The 16,200-nt window shown below is 71.3% G+C and carries 17 protein-coding genes and 1 riboswitch; of the genes, 9 read left to right on the top strand and 8 right to left on the bottom strand.

Annotated features, from left to right (window positions below):
* Window positions 1–52 precede the first annotated feature (52 nt).
* Both ACIBK3_RS02200 and ACIBK3_RS02195 read left to right on the top strand, forming a co-directional pair.
* The gene (locus ACIBK3_RS02200; RefSeq protein ID WP_030671344.1) at window positions 53–1,405 is read left to right on the top strand and encodes a class II 3-deoxy-7-phosphoheptulonate synthase; all 1,353 of its coding nucleotides are present in this window, start codon (window positions 53–55) and stop codon (window positions 1,403–1,405) included.
* A gap of 145 nt (window positions 1,406–1,550) precedes the next feature.
* On the top strand, window positions 1,551–1,793 hold the full coding sequence (locus ACIBK3_RS02195) for a bacterioferritin-associated ferredoxin (RefSeq protein WP_399360951.1): 243 nt from the start codon (window positions 1,551–1,553) through the stop codon (window positions 1,791–1,793).
* Here ACIBK3_RS02195 and bfr read toward each other — a convergent pair.
* Complete coding sequence (bfr, locus tag ACIBK3_RS02190; RefSeq protein ID WP_399360949.1) at window positions 1,790–2,269, bottom strand: bacterioferritin; 480 nt, start codon at window positions 2,267–2,269, stop codon at window positions 1,790–1,792. The genes ACIBK3_RS02195 and bfr overlap by 4 nt on opposite strands.
* A 175-nt stretch (window positions 2,270–2,444) precedes the next feature.
* Between bfr and ACIBK3_RS02185 the strand changes: the two genes are divergently transcribed.
* Window positions 2,445–3,077, top strand: coding sequence for a sulfite oxidase-like oxidoreductase (locus ACIBK3_RS02185; protein WP_399360947.1), 633 nt, complete (start codon window positions 2,445–2,447; stop codon window positions 3,075–3,077).
* A 60-nt stretch (window positions 3,078–3,137) separates the two neighbouring features.
* Here the strand turns inward: ACIBK3_RS02185 and ACIBK3_RS02180 are convergent, their stop codons facing one another.
* The 5 genes from ACIBK3_RS02180 to thiO all read right to left on the bottom strand — a co-directional run bounded on the left by ACIBK3_RS02180 (window position 3,138) and on the right by thiO (window position 8,286).
* Complete coding sequence (locus tag ACIBK3_RS02180) at window positions 3,138–4,016, bottom strand: deoxyribonuclease IV (protein ID WP_399360945.1); 879 nt, start codon at window positions 4,014–4,016, stop codon at window positions 3,138–3,140.
* A gap of 34 nt (window positions 4,017–4,050) precedes the next feature.
* The gene (gene pknB, locus ACIBK3_RS02175) at window positions 4,051–5,976 is read right to left on the bottom strand and encodes a Stk1 family PASTA domain-containing Ser/Thr kinase (protein ID WP_399360943.1); all 1,926 of its coding nucleotides are present in this window, start codon (window positions 5,974–5,976) and stop codon (window positions 4,051–4,053) included.
* A 151-nt stretch (window positions 5,977–6,127) separates the two neighbouring features.
* A complete protein-coding gene (locus tag ACIBK3_RS02170) occupies window positions 6,128–6,922 on the bottom strand; it encodes a thiazole synthase (RefSeq protein WP_399360941.1) in 795 nt (264 codons plus the stop codon).
* A gap of 3 nt (window positions 6,923–6,925) precedes the next feature.
* On the bottom strand, window positions 6,926–7,126 hold the full coding sequence (gene thiS / locus ACIBK3_RS02165) for a sulfur carrier protein ThiS (RefSeq protein WP_399360939.1): 201 nt from the start codon (window positions 7,124–7,126) through the stop codon (window positions 6,926–6,928).
* Window positions 7,123–8,286: a glycine oxidase ThiO gene (gene thiO / locus ACIBK3_RS02160; RefSeq protein ID WP_399360937.1), complete on the bottom strand. Its 1,164-nt coding sequence runs from the start codon at window positions 8,284–8,286 to the stop codon at window positions 7,123–7,125. Before thiO ends, thiS begins: the two co-directional genes overlap by 4 nt.
* Window positions 8,284–8,395, bottom strand: a riboswitch (TPP riboswitch). Its footprint overlaps the gene before it by 3 nt.
* A gap of 52 nt (window positions 8,396–8,447) precedes the next feature.
* Between thiO and ACIBK3_RS02155 the strand changes: the two genes are divergently transcribed.
* The 6 genes from ACIBK3_RS02155 to ACIBK3_RS02130 all read left to right on the top strand — a co-directional run bounded on the left by ACIBK3_RS02155 (window position 8,448) and on the right by ACIBK3_RS02130 (window position 13,450).
* Window positions 8,448–8,798 (top strand): hypothetical protein, encoded by a 351-nt coding sequence (locus tag ACIBK3_RS02155; protein WP_399360935.1) that lies wholly within the window; start codon window positions 8,448–8,450, stop codon window positions 8,796–8,798.
* Between the two features lie 32 nt (window positions 8,799–8,830).
* Window positions 8,831–10,072: an NAD(P)/FAD-dependent oxidoreductase gene (locus ACIBK3_RS02150; protein WP_399360933.1), complete on the top strand. Its 1,242-nt coding sequence runs from the start codon at window positions 8,831–8,833 to the stop codon at window positions 10,070–10,072.
* A gap of 64 nt (window positions 10,073–10,136) precedes the next feature.
* Window positions 10,137–10,502: an Rv2175c family DNA-binding protein gene (locus tag ACIBK3_RS02145; RefSeq protein ID WP_399360931.1), complete on the top strand. Its 366-nt coding sequence runs from the start codon at window positions 10,137–10,139 to the stop codon at window positions 10,500–10,502.
* A gap of 166 nt (window positions 10,503–10,668) precedes the next feature.
* Window positions 10,669–11,355 (top strand): thiamine phosphate synthase, encoded by a 687-nt coding sequence (gene thiE / locus ACIBK3_RS02140; RefSeq protein WP_399360929.1) that lies wholly within the window; start codon window positions 10,669–10,671, stop codon window positions 11,353–11,355.
* A 149-nt stretch (window positions 11,356–11,504) separates the two neighbouring features.
* Entirely contained in the window at window positions 11,505–12,428 is a 924-nt protein-coding gene (metF, locus tag ACIBK3_RS02135) for a methylenetetrahydrofolate reductase [NAD(P)H] (RefSeq protein ID WP_399360927.1), read from the top strand.
* Window positions 12,429–12,484: 56 nt separating this feature from the next.
* Window positions 12,485–13,450: a hypothetical protein gene (locus ACIBK3_RS02130; protein WP_399360925.1), complete on the top strand. Its 966-nt coding sequence runs from the start codon at window positions 12,485–12,487 to the stop codon at window positions 13,448–13,450.
* A 46-nt stretch (window positions 13,451–13,496) separates the two neighbouring features.
* On the opposite strand, the gene ACIBK3_RS02125 is transcribed toward ACIBK3_RS02130, so the two are convergent.
* Both ACIBK3_RS02125 and ACIBK3_RS02120 read right to left on the bottom strand, forming a co-directional pair.
* Window positions 13,497–14,999: a phytoene desaturase family protein gene (locus tag ACIBK3_RS02125; protein WP_399360923.1), complete on the bottom strand. Its 1,503-nt coding sequence runs from the start codon at window positions 14,997–14,999 to the stop codon at window positions 13,497–13,499.
* Between the two features lie 552 nt (window positions 15,000–15,551).
* The gene (locus ACIBK3_RS02120) at window positions 15,552–16,181 is read right to left on the bottom strand and encodes a TetR/AcrR family transcriptional regulator (protein WP_399360921.1); all 630 of its coding nucleotides are present in this window, start codon (window positions 16,179–16,181) and stop codon (window positions 15,552–15,554) included.
* Window positions 16,182–16,200 lie beyond the last annotated feature (19 nt).

The raw sequence follows: 16,200 nt of genomic DNA, 5'->3' as shown, positions 1-16,200 counted from the left end.
ACCTGTCGAGCCGGGAGAAAACCGGTCGACACGACCCCGTAATGTTGAGGGCGTGACCGTGAACGCTAAGACCAGCGCGAGTGCTGGCAACACCTGGCGAGACCTGCCCGCGGCGCAGCAGCCCGAGTACCCCGACACCGAGGCTCTGCGCGCAGTGATCGCGGACCTCGAGTCGTATCCGCCGCTCGTCTTCGCGGGCGAGTGCGACCAGCTGCGCGCCCGGATGGCGGCCGTCGCCAAGGGAGAGGCGTTCCTCCTCCAGGGCGGCGACTGTGCCGAGGCCTTCGACGCGGTGTCCGCCGACCACATCCGTCAGAAGCTCAAGACCCTGCTCCAGATGGGCGCCGTGCTCACGTACGCGGCCTCCGTGCCGGTCGTGAAGGTGGGCCGGATCGCCGGCCAGTACTCCAAGCCGCGCTCCAAGGGCACCGAGACCCGCGACGGCGTGACCCTGCCGACGTACCGCGGCGACTCCGTCAACGGCTTCGACTTCAACGAGGCGGCCCGCATCCCGGACCCCGAGCGCCTGAAGCGGATGTACCACGCCTCCGCCTCGACGCTGAACCTGGTGCGTGCCTTCACCACCGGCGGCTACGCCGACCTGCGCCAGGTGCACGCCTGGAACCAGGACTTCGTGAGGTCGTCCCCCTCCGGCCAGCGATACGAGCAGCTCGCCCGCGAGATCGACCAGGCGCTCAACTTCATGCACGCCTGCGGGACCGACCCGGAGGAGTTCAAGACCGTCGAGTTCTACTCCTCCCACGAGGCGCTGCTGCTGGACTACGAGTCGGCGCTGACCAGGGTCGACTCCCGCACCGGGCAGCTGTACGACGTCTCCGCGCACATGGTGTGGATCGGTGAGCGCACCCGGCAGCTGGACCACGCGCACATCGAGTTCGCCTCGCGGATCCGCAACCCGATCGGCATCAAGCTGGGCCCGACGACCACGGCCGAGGAGGCGCTGCAGTACATCGAGCGCCTGGACCCCGACCGGGAGCCGGGCCGGCTGACCTTCATCGTCCGCATGGGCGCCGACAAGGTCCGCGACAAGCTGCCCGAGCTGGTCGAGAAGGTCACCGCCTCGGGCGCGACCGTGGCCTGGGTGACCGACCCGATGCACGGCAACACCTTCGAGGCGGCCTCCGGTCACAAGACCCGCCGCTTCGACGACGTGCTCGACGAGGTCAAGGGCTTCTTCGAGGTCCACAAGGGTCTGGGCACCCACCCGGGCGGCATCCACGTGGAGCTCACCGGCGACGACGTCACCGAGTGCGTGGGCGGCGGCGACGAGATCTTCGTCGACGACCTGCACCAGCGCTACGAGACGGCCTGCGACCCCCGCCTGAACCGCAGCCAGTCCCTCGACCTGGCGTTCCTGGTCGCGGAGATGTACCGCGACCAGTAGCAGACCGGTGACGGGTTCACCTCTTACGGGAACGCGAAGTGGGGCGCGGATCACATACGATCCGCGCCCCACTCCACTTTTGCCGCTTCCGCGTGACGGGTAAGGTTAGGTTAGCCTTATTGATCTCGGCGGGAGGTGAATCCGCGTGTTCGTCTGCAACTGCTTCGGAGTGACCGAAGCGCAGGTCCAGCAGCACGCGGAGAACGGCGCCTGCACACCCCGCCAGATCGCCTCCGCCTGCAAGGCCGGCACGGACTGCGGATCCTGCGTCCGCCGGATCCAGGCGATCCTCGGCCGAGGCGCGAACCCCCGGCGGGAGCCGGCCGACCAGGGCATGTCGATCCTGACCGGACTCGAAGGGCTCGAAGGACTCGAAGAGGCCGCCTAGCTCTCCGGCTGCTCGATCAGCTGGGCGATGTAGAGCGCCTCACCGAGCTTCTCCAGAAGTTCCAGCTGGGTGTCGAGGTAGTCGATGTGGTGCTCCTCGTCCGCCAGGATCGACTCGAAGATGGTGGCCGACGTGATGTCGCCCTTCTCCCGCATCACCTTGATGCCGCGCCGGAGCCGGTCGATCGCCTCCACCTCGACCTGCCGGTCGGCCTCGAACATCTCCTGGACGGTCTGCCCCACGCGCACATGGAAGAGACGCTGGTAGTTCGGCAGCCCGTCCAGGAACAGGATCCGGTCGGTGAGCAGCTCCGCGTGCTTCATCTCGTCGAACGACTCGGACCGCGTGTACTTCGCGAGCTTGGTCCAGCCGAAGTTCTCCTGCATCTTCGCGTGCAGGAAGTACTGGTTGATCGCGGTGAGCTCGGCGGTCAGCTGCTCGTTGAGGAATTCGATGACCTCGGGGTCGCCCTGCATCGCAGAGGCTCCTTCCGACCTGGGGGAACTGGCGGGTTGCGCCGCATGATTGCACCGGCAACGAAGATCGTCCAGTAAGTCTTCACTTAGTAAGTAAGGGCACACTCAGTCCTCATTGCCCGTTTTGGGTGGGGGTTGGTCCTGTGCACTGTCCCCGGTCTGTCAGGATGGAGTCATGGGTCAGCCGGTGGAACGCGAGTCAGGAGAAGCGGCACACTCCGAGCTTCCGCCGGGGCAGCGAGTGCAGCGTGGCTGGCCGGTCACGCACTACGGTCCCGTCCCCAAGTTCCGGCCCGAACGCTGGGAGTTCCGGGTCTTCGGAGCCACCGCGGACGGCGAGAAACACTGCTGGAACCACGAGGAGTTCACGGCCCTGCCGTACACCACGGTCATGGGCGACCTGCACTGCGTGACGAAGTTCAGCATGCTCGGCGCCGAGTGGGGCGGCATCCCCGCCCGGACCATCCTGGAGACCGCGCCGCCCGCCCCCTCCGTCACCCATGTGATGGTGTGGGCGGAGTACGGCTTCAGCTCCAACCTGCGCCTTGAGGACTTCGCGTCCGAGCACACGATCTTCGCCACCCACAAGGACGGCGAACTGCTGACCGCGGAGCACGGCTTCCCGCTCCGCCTCGTCGTCCCCCACCTGTACGCCTGGAAGGGCCCCAAATGGGTCCGTGGCGTCGAGTACATGACCGCCGACCGCCGCGGTTTCTGGGAGGAACGCGGCTACCACAACATCGGCGATCCCTGGAAGCAGCAGCGCTACTCCTACCAGGAGGAGCCCGGGGAGGGCCCCGAGCTCTGAACCCGCGTCACTGCCTCCGGTGTCACGGTCTTCGCTCTCACGGTGTCACGGTCTTCGGAGTCAGCCGTCCCGCAGTTTCTTCAGCCGCTCCACGTCCGCCGCATGTCCTTCCTTGCCGCCGGGTGTCTCGATGACCAGCGGTACGCCCTCGGTGGCGGGGTGGGTCATCAGGGCGCGGAACGGATCCTCGCCTATGTGGCCGGAGCCGATGTTCTCGTGCCGGTCCTTGTGCGCGCCGACCACGTCCTGGGAGTCGTTGGCGTGGATCAGCTTCAGCCTGCCCTCGCCGACCGTGTCCACCAGCAGATCGAGGGTCTGGTGCATGCCGCTCGGCCCGGTCAGGTCGTGTCCGGCCGCGAAGATGTGGCAGGTGTCCAGGCACACGCCCAGCTTCGGATGGGCGTCCAGCGCCTCGAAGTACGGCCCGAAGTCCCAGGTCCGCGAGCACAGTGAGGCGCCCTGCCCGGCCGTCGACTCCAGCAGCAGGAACGGGTCGTCGTCATGGGTGAGTTCGTCCAGCAGCGGCAGCATGTGCTGCCGCACCTGCTTCAGCGCCACCGACCGGTCCCGGCCGCCGGTCGCGCTGCCGGTGTGCACGACCACGCCCAGCGCCCCGATGTCCCGCCCACGCCGCAGTGAGTGGCGCAGCGACTCCACCGACTTCTCCACGGTCGCCTCGGTGTGCGAGCCGAAGTTGATCAGGTACGGGGCATGCACGTACGCCGGGATCGACTCGGCCGCGCACACCGCCCGGAAGTCCTCGTCCTGCCGCGGGTTCCCGGCCGGCGTGGCCCAGCCGCGCGGGTTGGCGACGAAGACCTGCACGGCCTCGGCCTTCAGGTCATGGGCGTACGACAGCCCTACGGAGTGCAGGCCGCCGGCCACGGGGACGTGACCGCCGACGGGACTGCGGGAGGTGCCGGGGTGCTGACTGTTCACCGGTTCAGGGTGCCACGTGCCCGAAGACGCCCGGTCAGCGGATGGTGATCGTGATCTTCGACCCCTTGGGCGCGCTCTCCCCGCCCTCCACGGACTGCTTCTTGACGGTGTCCCCGAACAGCCCGAGCAGCCCGCGGTCCTCGTCGACCTCGAACCCGGCGTCCTCCAGCTCGGCCTTGGCGTCGTCGACGTTGTCGCCGACCACGTCCGGGACCTCCACCATCTCGGGGCCCTTGGACAGGGTCAGGGTCACCGTGTCGCCCTCGGCCGCGGTGCTGCCGTCCTCGGGAGTCTGCCGGGCGACCTGCCCCTTGTCGACGTCGGAGGAGTTGATCTCCTCGTCGGAGACCTCCACCTTCAGGCCCGCGTCCTCCAGGTCCGCCGTCGCGTCCTGAACGGACTCGCCCGTGACGTCCGGAACGTCGATCGGACTGCCCTTGCTGACGACGATCGCTACCGCCGACCCCGCGCGCCGCTCGGTGCCGCCCGCCGGGTCCGTGGAGATCACGGAGCCCTTCTCCACCTCGTCGCTGAACTCCCGGGTGACCATGCCCGGCTCCAGCCCGCCCTGCTTCAGCGCGGTTCTGGCCTTGTCCAGCCGGTAGTCCTGCACGTCGGGCACCTTCACGGTCTCCGGCCCGTCGGAGATGACGAGCTTCACGGAGTCGTTGTCCCGGATACGGGCGCCCGGTTCCGGGTCGGTGCCGACGACGGTGCCCCGCTTCACGGTGTCGCTGTACTCGTGCTCGACCTTGCCGACCTCCAGCCCGGCCGCCTCCAGCCGGCTCCGGGCCTGCGCCTCGGTCTTCTCCAGCACTGGAGGGACCTTGGTGAACTGGCCGGAGTTGATGTACCAGACGCCCGCGCCCACCCCGAGGACCAGCAGCACGGCGGCGACGAGGGCGTAGACACGGCCCGGCGGGCGGGTACGGCGGCGCGGGGGCAGCGGCGGCCCGGACTCCAGCCGGCTCGTGCGGTGGATTCCGGGCTCGTCCTCGTTGACCGGCATGAGGCGCGGGATGTTCAGCGCGCGCGGGAGCACGCTCGTGCGGTCCTCGCCATTGTCGTGCGCCACGGAGACGGCCTGCGGCGGCACGGCGTCCAACTGGCCGTCGCTGAGCCTGGAGCGGGCCTCCCGCGCCTGGGCGAGCAGCGCGACCGCGTCGTACGGCCGCAGACCGGGGTTGCGGGCGGTCGCGGAGGCGACCAGTTCGTCCAGTTCGTACGCCAGCCCGGGCACGAGCGCCGACGGGGGCGGGACGTCCTCGTGGAGGTGCTTGTAGAGCACGATCGCCGGGGAATCCCCGTCGTGCGGCTTCTCGCCGGTGAGCATCTCGTGGAGGACGACCCCGCACGCGTACACGTCGACGCGGGGGTCGGCGGCGCCCGGCTGCTCGATCTGCTCGGGCGCGAGGTACGAGACGGTGCCGAGCACCGCCCCGGTGGTGCTGGTGACGGTGTCCACGGAGCGCACCAGCCCGAAGTCGGCGACCTTCACCCGGCCGTCGTCCCCTATCAGGACGTTCTCCGGCTTCATGTCCCGGTGCACGAACCCGGCCCGGTGCGCGGCGCCCAGCGCGGCCAGCACCGGCTCGAGGATGTCGAGCGCGGCCCTCGGCTGCAGTGCCCCACGGTCGCGCAGCACGTCACGCAGGGTGCAGCCGGCGATGTACTCCATGGCGAGGTAGACGTACGACCCGTCGGTGCCCTGGTCGAAGACCTGCACGACGTTCGGGTGGGCGAGTCGTGCGACGGACTTGGCCTCGCGGATGAACCGCTCGACGAAGGTCCCGTCAGCCGCCAGCGCCGGATGCATCACCTTGAGCGCGAGCACCCGGTCCAGGCGCGTGTCCAGGGCCCGGTAGACCGTGGCCATGCCGCCGACCGCGATCCGCGCGTCGACGCGATAGCGGCCGTCGAGCACCTGCCCGACCAGAGGGTCCTGAAGGGTCGTATCCACGCAGGTGAGTGTACGAGCCGCCGCTGACAGCGCTGCGGGTTCGGCCCTGATCGGGGTGGGACTGCAGCCGACCTGTGACCGATGTCGCACCGGCGTCCGGCTTCCGTCGCACCGGCGTCCGGCTTCCGTGGAACCTCTGGCGAACGTGGGTTCAGAAGGCGGGTCGTTCGGGATCCAGGCTGGCCAGACCCTCCGCGGGAGACGACGCCTGCGCGAAGTGCCGCCGGGGAATGCGCCCCGCCAGCCGGGCCAGCCGCCCCGCCTCGACGGCGTGCCGCATGGCGGCGGCCATCCGCTCCGGCTCCCGCGCCCGCGTCACCGCCGACGCCAGCATGACCCCGGCACACCCCAGCTCCATCGCCAGCGTCACATCCGACGCGGTACCGGCCCCCGCGTCCAGGATCACCGGCACGCGCGCGTGCTCCACGATCAGCTGGAAGTTGTGCGGATTGCGGATCCCGAGCCCGGACCCGATCGGCGAACCCAGCGGCATGATCGCCGCACAGCCGGCATCCTCCAGCTTCCGCGCCAGCACCGGGTCGTCGTTCGTGTACGGCAGCACCGTGAACCCGTCGTCCACCAGCGTCTCCGCCGCCTCCAGCAGCTCGATCGGGTCCGGCAGCAGGGTCCGCTCGTCGGCGATGACCTCCAGCTTGACGACGTCGGTGCCGAGCGCCTCACGGGCGAGGCGGGCGGTGAGGACGGCCTCGCCGGCGGTGAAGCAGCCGGCGGTGTTCGGCAGCACCCGGATGCCGAGCTTCGCCAGCACCGACAGCACCGAACCGTGCACGTCCGGACGGACCCGGCGCATCGCGACCGTCGTCAGCTCGGTCCCCGACGCGACCAGCGCCCGCTCCAGCACCTCCAGGCTGGGGGCACCGCCCGTACCCATGATCAGACGGGACGCGAAGGACAGGTCACCGATGACGAAGGGATCGTCGGCCATGGGTCAGCCTCCTTGGACGGCGGTGAGGACCTCGACGCGGTCACCCTCGGAGAGGGACGTCGACGGCCACTGCGCGCGCGGGACGACGGTTTCGTTGAGGGCGGCAGCCACTCCGGAGGGCGCCGGGGTGAGGGACTTCACCAGGGCGTCGAGTGCCGTACCGGGAGCCACCTGGCGCCGCTCGCCGTTGACCGAGATGTTCATGCGGGCTGCTCCGTGAGGGTGGCGGCGAAGCGCCTGGCGGTGAACGGGCGGGCCTCCTCGGGGAGTTCTCCGGTGACGAGGGCGTGCGCCAGGGCGTCGCCGGTGACCGGGGTGAGCAGCACGCCGTTGCGGTAGTGCCCGGTGGCCAGCAGCAGCCCGTCCAGCGCGGTCGGGCCGAGCAGCGGCGCGTTGTCGGGGGAGCCGGGACGCAGTCCGGCCCGGGTCTCGGTGAGCGGCAGCTCGGTGATGCCGGGCACCAGTTCGTGGGCGTCGCGCAGCAGCTCGTACACCCCGCCCGCGGTCACCGTGGTGTCCCAGCCGAGCTCCTCGCTGGTCGCGCCGACCACGAGTTCGCCGTTCTCGCGCGGCACCAGGTAGACATGGCTGCCGCGCACCACGGCCCGCACGGTCCGGCTCAGGAAGGGCGCGTACCGCTCGGGCACGGTCAGCCGCAGCACCTGCCCCTTCACGGGCCGCACGGGCGGCAGGACGTCCTCGGGCACCCCCGCCAGCCGCCCGCTGAGGCTGCCCCCGGCGAGTACCACCTGCTCGGCGCCCAGCGCGACCCCCTCTCGGGTGACGACACCGGCCGCCCGCTCCCGTACGACGGACAGCCGCTCCGCCCATGAGCGGTGGAAGAGCACCCCGGCCCGCTCGCACGCCGCCAGCAGGGCCTTGGTGAGCCGCCGCGGGTCGATCTGGTGGTCGCCGTCGACCCGGAGCCCCCCACGCACGCCCGGCGCGAGCATCGGCTCCAGGCGGCGGCACTCCCGGCCGGACAGCCACTCGGAGTCCAGCCCCGACTGTTGTTGCAGCGCGTGCAGTTCACGCAGATGGGCGCGGTCGTCGGCGTCCAGTGCGACGGCGAGCGTGCCGCTGCGGCGGTAGCCGAGGTCCTGGCCGGTGAGGTCGGTCAGCTCGGCCGCGAAGGCCGGATAGCGGCGGGCCGACTCCAGGTTCAGGCCGAGCAGGGTCTGCTCCCCGTAGTGCAGTTCCGTGACGGCGGCCAGCATGCCGGCCGCCACCTGGGCGGCCCCGCCACCCGGCCCGGGGTCCACGACGGTGGTGGCGAACCCGCGCTGTGCGGCCCGCCAGGCCGTGACCAGGCCGATGATCCCGCCCCCGATGACGAGGACGTCTGACGTACGTGAGGACGACATGGGCGTCCAGCCCCTCCCTTCGCCGGCATGACCCGGATCAGGTTCGTACGGTCGGAGGCCGCCAGCCTCCCTCTCAGCCCGGTGCGTCCGGGCTCCCGCGAGTGCTTTACGTTGGCCACCCTAGCCCGTGTTTCCGCGCCTCTGTAAGGGAGCCTTTCCTCATGCCCCGCTCGCTGGACGGCCTCGTCCTCGCCCCCGTCGCCGACCAGGCCCCCGGTCAGGTGGGCACCCGCACCAGGTTCGCGTACCGCGAGAAGGACGGCGAGATCTGGGCCGATTACGCGGGCGGGGACGTCGTACGCGGACACCTGGTGGGTACCCGGGAGGGCGACCGGCTGGACTTCCGGTACGTACAGCTCAAGCAGGACGGGACGACGTCCTCGGGGCACTGCGTGTCGACGGTCGTCGAACTGGCCGACGGTCGCGTACGGCTGGAGGAGAGCTGGGAGTGGGAGTCGCAGCCCGGCAGCGGGACGAGCGTTGTGGAGCAGGTCACGGCGCACGACGGCTGACTGACGGATCGTCAGTTGTCTATGGTGATCAGGTGAGCGAGCAGACGCAGCAAGAGGGCGGGGCATCCGGGCGGCGGGTGGTCGTCGTGGGCGCGGGCATGGCCGGGGTGCAGACCGCGGTCGCCCTGCGGGAACAGGGCTTCACCGGCCCCGTGATCCTGATCGGCGCGGAACCCCACCAGCCCTACGACCGGCCGCCGCTGTCCAAGGCCGTGCTGCTCGGCAAGGCCGAGGGCTCCGCATTCGACGTCGACTTCGAGTCCCTCGGCATCGAACTGCGGCTGGGCCGCGAGGTGCTGGGCGTGCGCCTCGCCGACCACGAACTGGACACCGAGGCCGGGCCCGTCCCGTACGACGTCCTGGTCCTCGCCACCGGCGCCGAACCCATCGCGCTGCCGGGCGCGGAAGGCGTACCCGGCGTGCATCTGCTGCGCACCCTGGACGACGCCGAGCGACTGCGCCCGGTGCTCGCCCGCCAGCACGACATCGTGGTCGTCGGCGCGGGCTGGATCGGCGCCGAGTTCGCCACGGCGGCGCGCGAGGCGGGCTGCGCGGTGACGGTCGTCGAGGCCGCGGACCGCCCGCTGGCCGGCGCGCTGCCCGCCGAGGTGGCCGCCCCGATGGCCTCCTGGTACGCCGACGCGGGTGCCGTACTGCGCACCCACGCGCGCGTGGAGCGGGTGGAACCCGGGGCCGTGCTGCTGCAGGACGGCTCGCGGCTGCCCGCCGGGGCCGTGGTCGTCGGCATCGGCGCCCGGCCCGCCACGGGCTGGCTGGCGGGCTCCGGCATCAGGCTCGGCACCCACGGCGAGGTCGTCGCCGACGACCGTCTGCGCACGTCCGCACCGGACGTCTACGCGGTCGGCGACTGTGCCTCCTTCCCCTCGGGAAGGTACGGCGAGCGCCTGCTCGTCCACCACTGGGACAACGCCCTCCAGGGACCGCGCACGGTGGCCGCGAACATCATCGGCGAGGCCTTGGGCGAACCCGCGGCCGTCTACGACCCGGTGCCGTACTTCTGGTCCGAGCAGTTCGGCCGTTTCGTCCAGTACGCCGGCCACCACGCGTCGGCCGACACCACCCTGTGGCGCGGCGAACCGTCCGGCCCGGCCTGGACGGTGTGCTGGCTGCGCGAGAGCCGCCTGGTCGCCCTGCTGGCGGTCGGGCGCCCCCGGGACCTCGCGCAGGGGCGGCGGCTGATCGAGGCGGGCACGCCGATGGACCCCGAACTGCTGACCGACCCGGCGCGGCCCTTGAAGGCCGCCACAGCGTAAGAGAAAACGGCAGGTCGGGCGGTCCTGGCTTCCGACTGTCAGTGCGGGATGGCAGGCTTGTCCCGTGACCGAGATTGACGCAAAGATCGATGCTCTCGTCCCCGCGTGGCTGACCCTCCCCGACATCGCCGAGATGCTCGGCGTCGAGGTGACGCGCGTGCGGCAGCTGGTCAAGGAGGGCCAGCTCATCGCCGTACGCCGTGGTGAGAACCGCGCGCTGCACGTCCCCGCCGCCTTCATCGACGGGGACAAGGTCGTCAAGGGCCTGTCCGGGACCCTGACGCTCCTGCGGGACGACGGCTTCACGGACGAAGAGATGCTGGAGTGGCTCTTCACCCCCGACCCGAGCCTGCCCGGCACCCCCGCGCAGGCTCTGAACGAGAATCGTGGCACGGAGGTGAAGCGCCGGGCCCAGGCGCTCGCCGTCTGATCCGAGCAGGCTGATCCGAAGACCGTTCCGGTGTACGGGCCGTGGTCCGCCGGGGCCACGGCCGCGGTTCACCACGGCCCGCGGCGGCCGACCGCACCGGTTCGCCACGGCCTGTACGCCAACGACATCGCCACCGACATCGCCATCCACATCGGGGGACGCGCCCATGCCCGACCGGTCCGACACGCCCGACACCGAGGCCCGTGCCCAGCTCGGCGACGCCCGGCTCTACCTGTGCACGGACGCCCGCAAGCGCCAGGGCGACCTCCCGGAGTTCCTGGACGCGGTGCTGGGCAACGGCGTCGACATCGTCCAGCTGCGTGACAAGAGCCTGGAGGCGGACGAGGAGCTGGGCCTGCTGGGCCTGTTCGCCGACAAGTGCCATCAGCACGGCAAGGTGCTCGCGGTGAACGACCGCGCCGACGTGGCGCACGCGGCCCGCGCCGCCCACCCCTGGGGGCCCGCCGTCCTGCACCTGGGCCAAGGCGACCTCCCGGTCCCGGCGGCCCGCGCGATCCTCGGCGAGGAGATCGTCATCGGCCGCTCCACGCACTCCGAGACCGAGGCCGCCGCGGCCGCCGTCCAGGAGGGCGTGGACTACTTCTGCACCGGTCCCTGCTGGCCCACCCCGACCAAGCCCGGCCGTCCCGCCCCCGGCCTCGACCTGGTCCGCCACACCGCCTCCCTCGCCGCCGACCGCCCCTGGTTCGCCATCGGCGGCATCGACCTCGGCAACCTGGACGAGGTGCTGGAGGCGGGCGCCCGCCGGGTGGTGGTCGTCCGGGCGATCACCGAGGCGGACGACCCGGGAGCGGCGACGGCCCAGTTCGTGAAACGGCTGCGGCAGGCGTAGCGAGCGAGCCCGCCGGCCCCCGCCGGGCAGGAAAGCCTGTCCGGCCACCTGCCCTCCCACCTGTCCAAAAGGTGGACAGGATATGGACAAATCAGGCAAAAATCCGTGATCCGGTTGGGTGACCGCCGCACCCTGGCTAACCTGCGGGTATGGCCCTCGGCACCGCATCCACAAGGTCGGACCACGCTCGCACCGTGCGTGACATGCTCGCAACCGGCAAGACGACGTACTCGTTCGAGTTCTACGCTCCGAAGACCGCGAAGGGTGAGCGGAATCTGTGGAACGCGCTGCGCCGGGTCGAGGCCGTGGCGCCCGACTTCGTCTCCGTGACCTACGGCGCGGGCGGTTCCACCCGCGCCGGCACGGTCAAGGCGACCGAGGCGATCGCCTCCAACACCACGCTCACCCCGATCGCCCATCTCACCGCGGTCGACCACTCGGTGGCCGACCTGCGCAACATCATCGGCCAGTACGCCGACGCCGGGATCCGCAACATGCTGGCCCTGCGCGGCGACCCGCCCGGCGACCCGATGGGCGAGTGGGTGCCGCACCCCCGCGGCCTCGCCTACGCCGCCGAACTCGTCGAACTCATCAAGGCATCCGGTGACTTCTGCGTCGGTGTCGCGGCCTTCCCCGCGATGCACCCGCGCTCGGACGACTGGGACGCCGACGTGCGGCACTTCGTCGACAAGTGCCGGGCCGGCGCGGACTACGCGATCACGCAGATGTTCTTCCAGCCGGAGGACTACCTGCGGCTGCGCGACCGGGTCGCGGCCGCCGGTTGCGAGACCCCGATCATCCCGGAGGTCATGCCGATCGCGAGTGTGAAGACGGTGGAGCGGATCCCGTCCCTCACCAACGCGGCCTTCCCGCCCGCCCTGAAAGAGCGGATCCTCACAGTCAAAGACGATCCGGCGGCGGTACGCTCCATTGGTATCGAGTTCGCCACGGAGTTCTGTGCCCGGCTGCTGGCCGAGGGAGTGCCCGGTCTGCACTTCATCACGCTGAACAACTCCACGGCGACCCTGGAGATCTACGAGAACCTGGGCCTGCACCATCCACCGCAGGCCTAGACCGGCCGCACCGGTTTACGACACACTGCGTAGCGGCCACTGGGAGAGGGGCGTACATGGGCTGGACGGTCCTCTACATCGCGTTCGGCGTCGTCGCGTTGTGGCTGCTCGGCGAGGTGTTGCTGCAGTACAAGGCACGCCTGCGCTGGCGGCTGCTGGCTTTCGCCGGTTTCCTCGGCGTCGTGTTCGGCGTGCTGCTCCCCTCGGTGATCGTCATCGGTCTGGGTGCGATCGCCTTCGCGGTCGGCCAGACCTACGTCACGCTCTCCTTCCGGCGCGGCTTCGCGGCCGGCTGGGCGGTCAGCCGCCCCGGCGCCGACGGCACCAAGCGGCGCCGCGGCAAGGCGGACCACCAGGACCCGACGCTGGAGGTCACCGACCTCGAGGCGGGCGACGCGGGCTACGGCGACGACACCGACCACCGTCAGAACACCGGCGCCTACGGTCACGACGACGAGTACGACCGTGACGACGTGTTCACTCCCGCCCGCCCCGTCGGCGCCACGGCCGCCGAGTCCACCGCCGTGTACGAGCCGCAGCCGCTGCCCGACGACACCGGTTCCTACGGCGTCTACAACTCCGGTTACGCGGCCGCCGACGGGTCCTACGCCACCGCGGGCCAGCAGACCCAGGACCAGTACGCGACCGCGGCCGCCGACCCGTCGTACTCCTACGACGGCTACACCGGCTACGACCAGCAGCAGTACGGCTACGACGCGGCCGGGCAGCAGCAGTACGCCGCCTACTCCGATCCGTACATCGGTACCCAGGCCTACGGCGGTGCCGGCTACGACGCCTCCTACGGCGGCCAGCAGCAGTACGGGCAGCAGGGCTACGGCCAGGACCAGTACGGCACCGGCACCCACGGCGACACACCGGGCGGCGGGGTGTGGGTGCCGCAGCAGCGCAGCACCGACGACCCGTACAGCGACCTCCCGCCGGAGCAGCAGCAGTACGGGCAGCAGGGCTACGACCAGAACCAGGGCCAGGGCAACGGGTTCGACGAGCAGTACCGGTTCTGAAGCGGCGCCCGGCTGTACCGCCGGGCGTTCACCGAGGACCGGGCGTTCACCGAGAGCCGCGGAACTCCGGTCCCTCCACGATGAGTCCGGCGACGAGTGCGCCCGACATGCCCGCGTGCGGGAGACCGCCGCCCGGATGTGACCAGCCGCCGACGGTGAACAGGCCCGGTATGCCAGTGGTGTTGGCCGGGTGCAGCAGGCTTCCGCCTGCGGCGGCGAGGGCCGGGGCGGGAACCGCTCCACCCTCCGCGCCCGTCGCCTCCGCGATGTCGGCCGGGGTGCGGACCTCGCGCCAGAGCAGGCGGTCGCGCAGGTCCGGCACCGCGTGATCGGCGGCGGCGAGCATGGCGTCGGTGTACCGGCCGACGACTTCCGGCTCGGGGTGGCCCGCCGGGAACACGGCGGTGAGCGTGATCGCCTCGTGCTCCGCGTCCGGGACCAGCTCCGGGTCGTCGGGCCGCAGCACGGTGACCGTCGGGCCTCCGGTCATCGGGTGGTCCGTGCCGAACAGGAACTCCAACTCGCCCTCCCGGTCTTGCGCATGCACCACCGTCCGATGCGCCGTACCCTCCGGGCGCCCTCCGCGCAGCGCCAGCAGCACCGTCATCCGGCTCGGCAGGCCACGCTGCGGCGGGACCCCGCCCCCGCCCCGCACCGCGGTGTTCCGGGTGAGGCGGCCGAGCACCTCGGGTGCGACGCCGGCGATCACGAAGTCCGCCTCCGCCACGGTGCCGTTCGCGAGCTCGACCCCGGCCGCCCGGCCGCCCTTCTCCAGCACGCCGGTGACCTCGGCGCCGAAGACGAACTCGACCTTCCTGGCCACGCACCGCTCGTACACGGCACGCGCCAACTCCCGTATCCCGCCGCGGAGATACCAGGTGCCGAAGGCGTGCTCCAGGTACGGCAGCACGGCCGCGCTCGCCGGGGCGGTCCGCGGGTCCAGGCCGTGCGCGAGGGCGTGGCTCTCCAGGAGGGCCGCGAGGCGCGGGTCGCGCAGCTCCCATGCGCCGACCTCGGCGAGGGTGGTGGCCCTGCGGGTGCGCAGCAGACGCTTGTGCGGGACCGACGGATAGGGCTCACGGTCGGCCAGCACCGACCAGTTCGGCCACAGGGGTTCCTCCAGGAGCGGCCGGCGGGTCCGGTCCCAGGCCTCGCGGGCACGGACCAGGAAGTCGCCCCAGCGCTGACCGGCGCCCGACCCGAGCGCCTCGTCCAGGGCCGCGACCGCGCCCGCGCGCGAGGCGTTCGGCAGCGACACCTCAGTGCCGTCCGCGAAGACGTGCCGCGCCGACGGGTCGACCTGGACCAGCTCGACGCAGGACTCCAGCGGCTCCTTGCCGGTCTTGACGAACAGGTCGCGGTAGACCGCGGGCAGGGGGAGCAGCCCCGGGCCCGTGTCGAAGGAGAAGCCGTCCCGCTCCAGGCGGCGCACCGCTCCGCCGTACGTCTCCGTACGTTCGTACACCGTCACCCGGTGGCCCGCGACGGCCAGCCGGGCGGCGGCCGCCATCGCGCCCGTCCCGGCGCCGATCACCGCAATCCGTGCCATGCCGGCGACTTTATCGGCCGCCACCGACAATCCGGTCGCGGGCCTGTGACCAGCGGTCATGGGGTGGGGGGCCGGCGGCAGGGCGGACTCCGGCAACACGTTGACGCCGTCGGCCCGGTCGCCGGCGAGGGCAGGGGGAGTAGGGGCACGGAGGCGATCGTCACCAGTCGGTGACAAGGCCTCCTGGGCATGAGTGCGCAGGCCTGAGTACCCGTACCTAGGGGGTGAGTTGAGTACGCGCGCGGATGGGCGCCGACCTGCGTGAAGGAGAGAGTGGGGGCACGGAAAAGGGGCGCGGCTCCGGAACCGGCGACACGGGGCGCCGGAACGGAGCGGCCCCGGATCCGCTCCTTCCGCCGGCCGGAGCCGGCGGGAGCGAGGCACGGGGGAGCCCGGAGATGACCGAACGGGGGCCCGACGGGGGAAACCGGGGGAACACCGGGGGGCACGGGGAAAACGGGGGAGCACAAGGAGGCGCCGGTTCGAGGTGGCCCGCGGGGGACGCGGCCACACCGGACCGGCGCTTTTGTGTGTCCGGAATCTCCTGGTGCCTCAGCGGCGCCCGCTCACCCGGCCCTGGAGCAGCCGGGACAGTGCCGCGTGTACGTCGTCCAGGGAGCGCTCCGGCTGGAAGGCCTGCCAGTCCAGGGCGGCGACCAGCACCATGCCGACCAGCGCGGCCGCGGTGAGCTGGACGTCGATCTCGTCGCAGAACTCGCCGTTCTCCACGCCCTCGCGCAGCACGCTCTCGACGACCGCCACCGCCTGCTGCCGCACCACCATGAGGGTGGACTGCCAGGCCCGGTTGGTGCGCCACAGCTCCGCCACGTACAGCTGGGTGAAGGACGGGTAGCGCTGGATGAAGACGAGCCCGGCGTGGATCATCGCGTCCAGGGCGTCCACCCTGCTGCCGCCGTCGCGCGCGGTGTGTTCGGCCGCCTCCCGCAGGGAGGCGGTGAGGAGTCCCACTCCGTGCCGCAGCAGCTCTTCGAAGAGGACCGACTTGCTCGCGAAGTTGTAGTACACCGTGCCCTTGGCGACCCCGGCCCGCTCGGCGATCTCGTCCACGGTGGTGGCGGAGAACCCCTGCTCGGCGATGAGCGTCACGGCCGCCTCGTAGAGCTTCTGCCGGGTGGCCTCGCGGCGCGTGCTGACACCCGGCGTGGCGCTGCTGCTTTCCATGGTCCTGATTGTCACAGGA

The organism is Streptomyces sp. NPDC050287 (assembly GCF_044459385.1).
GTDB lineage: Bacteria > Actinomycetota > Actinomycetes > Streptomycetales > Streptomycetaceae > Streptomyces.
This window is presented reverse-complemented; position numbering and strand designations above follow the sequence as displayed.

Bases quoted from the DNA above. Each gene is read 5' to 3' on its own strand.
- thiO (WP_399360937.1), bottom strand. From the start codon at position 8,286: ATGTCGTCCTCACGTACGTCAGACGTCCTCGTCATCGGGGGCGGGATC.
- thiS (WP_399360939.1), bottom strand. From the start codon at position 7,126: ATGAACATCTCGGTCAACGGCGAGCGGCGCCAGGTGGCTCCCGGTACG.
- ACIBK3_RS02170 (WP_399360941.1), bottom strand. From the start codon at position 6,922: ATGGCCGACGATCCCTTCGTCATCGGTGACCTGTCCTTCGCGTCCCGT.
- ACIBK3_RS02155 (WP_399360935.1), top strand. From the start codon at position 8,448: ATGCCCCGCTCGCTGGACGGCCTCGTCCTCGCCCCCGTCGCCGACCAG.
- ACIBK3_RS02125 (WP_399360923.1), bottom strand. From the start codon at position 14,999: ATGGCACGGATTGCGGTGATCGGCGCCGGGACGGGCGCGATGGCGGCC.
- bfr (WP_399360949.1), bottom strand. From the start codon at position 2,269: ATGCAGGGCGACCCCGAGGTCATCGAATTCCTCAACGAGCAGCTGACC.
- thiE (WP_399360929.1), top strand. From the start codon at position 10,669: ATGCCCGACCGGTCCGACACGCCCGACACCGAGGCCCGTGCCCAGCTC.
- ACIBK3_RS02185 (WP_399360947.1), top strand. From the start codon at position 2,445: ATGGGTCAGCCGGTGGAACGCGAGTCAGGAGAAGCGGCACACTCCGAG.
- metF (WP_399360927.1), top strand. From the start codon at position 11,505: ATGGCCCTCGGCACCGCATCCACAAGGTCGGACCACGCTCGCACCGTG.
- ACIBK3_RS02130 (WP_399360925.1), top strand. From the start codon at position 12,485: ATGGGCTGGACGGTCCTCTACATCGCGTTCGGCGTCGTCGCGTTGTGG.
- ACIBK3_RS02120 (WP_399360921.1), bottom strand. From the start codon at position 16,181: ATGGAAAGCAGCAGCGCCACGCCGGGTGTCAGCACGCGCCGCGAGGCC.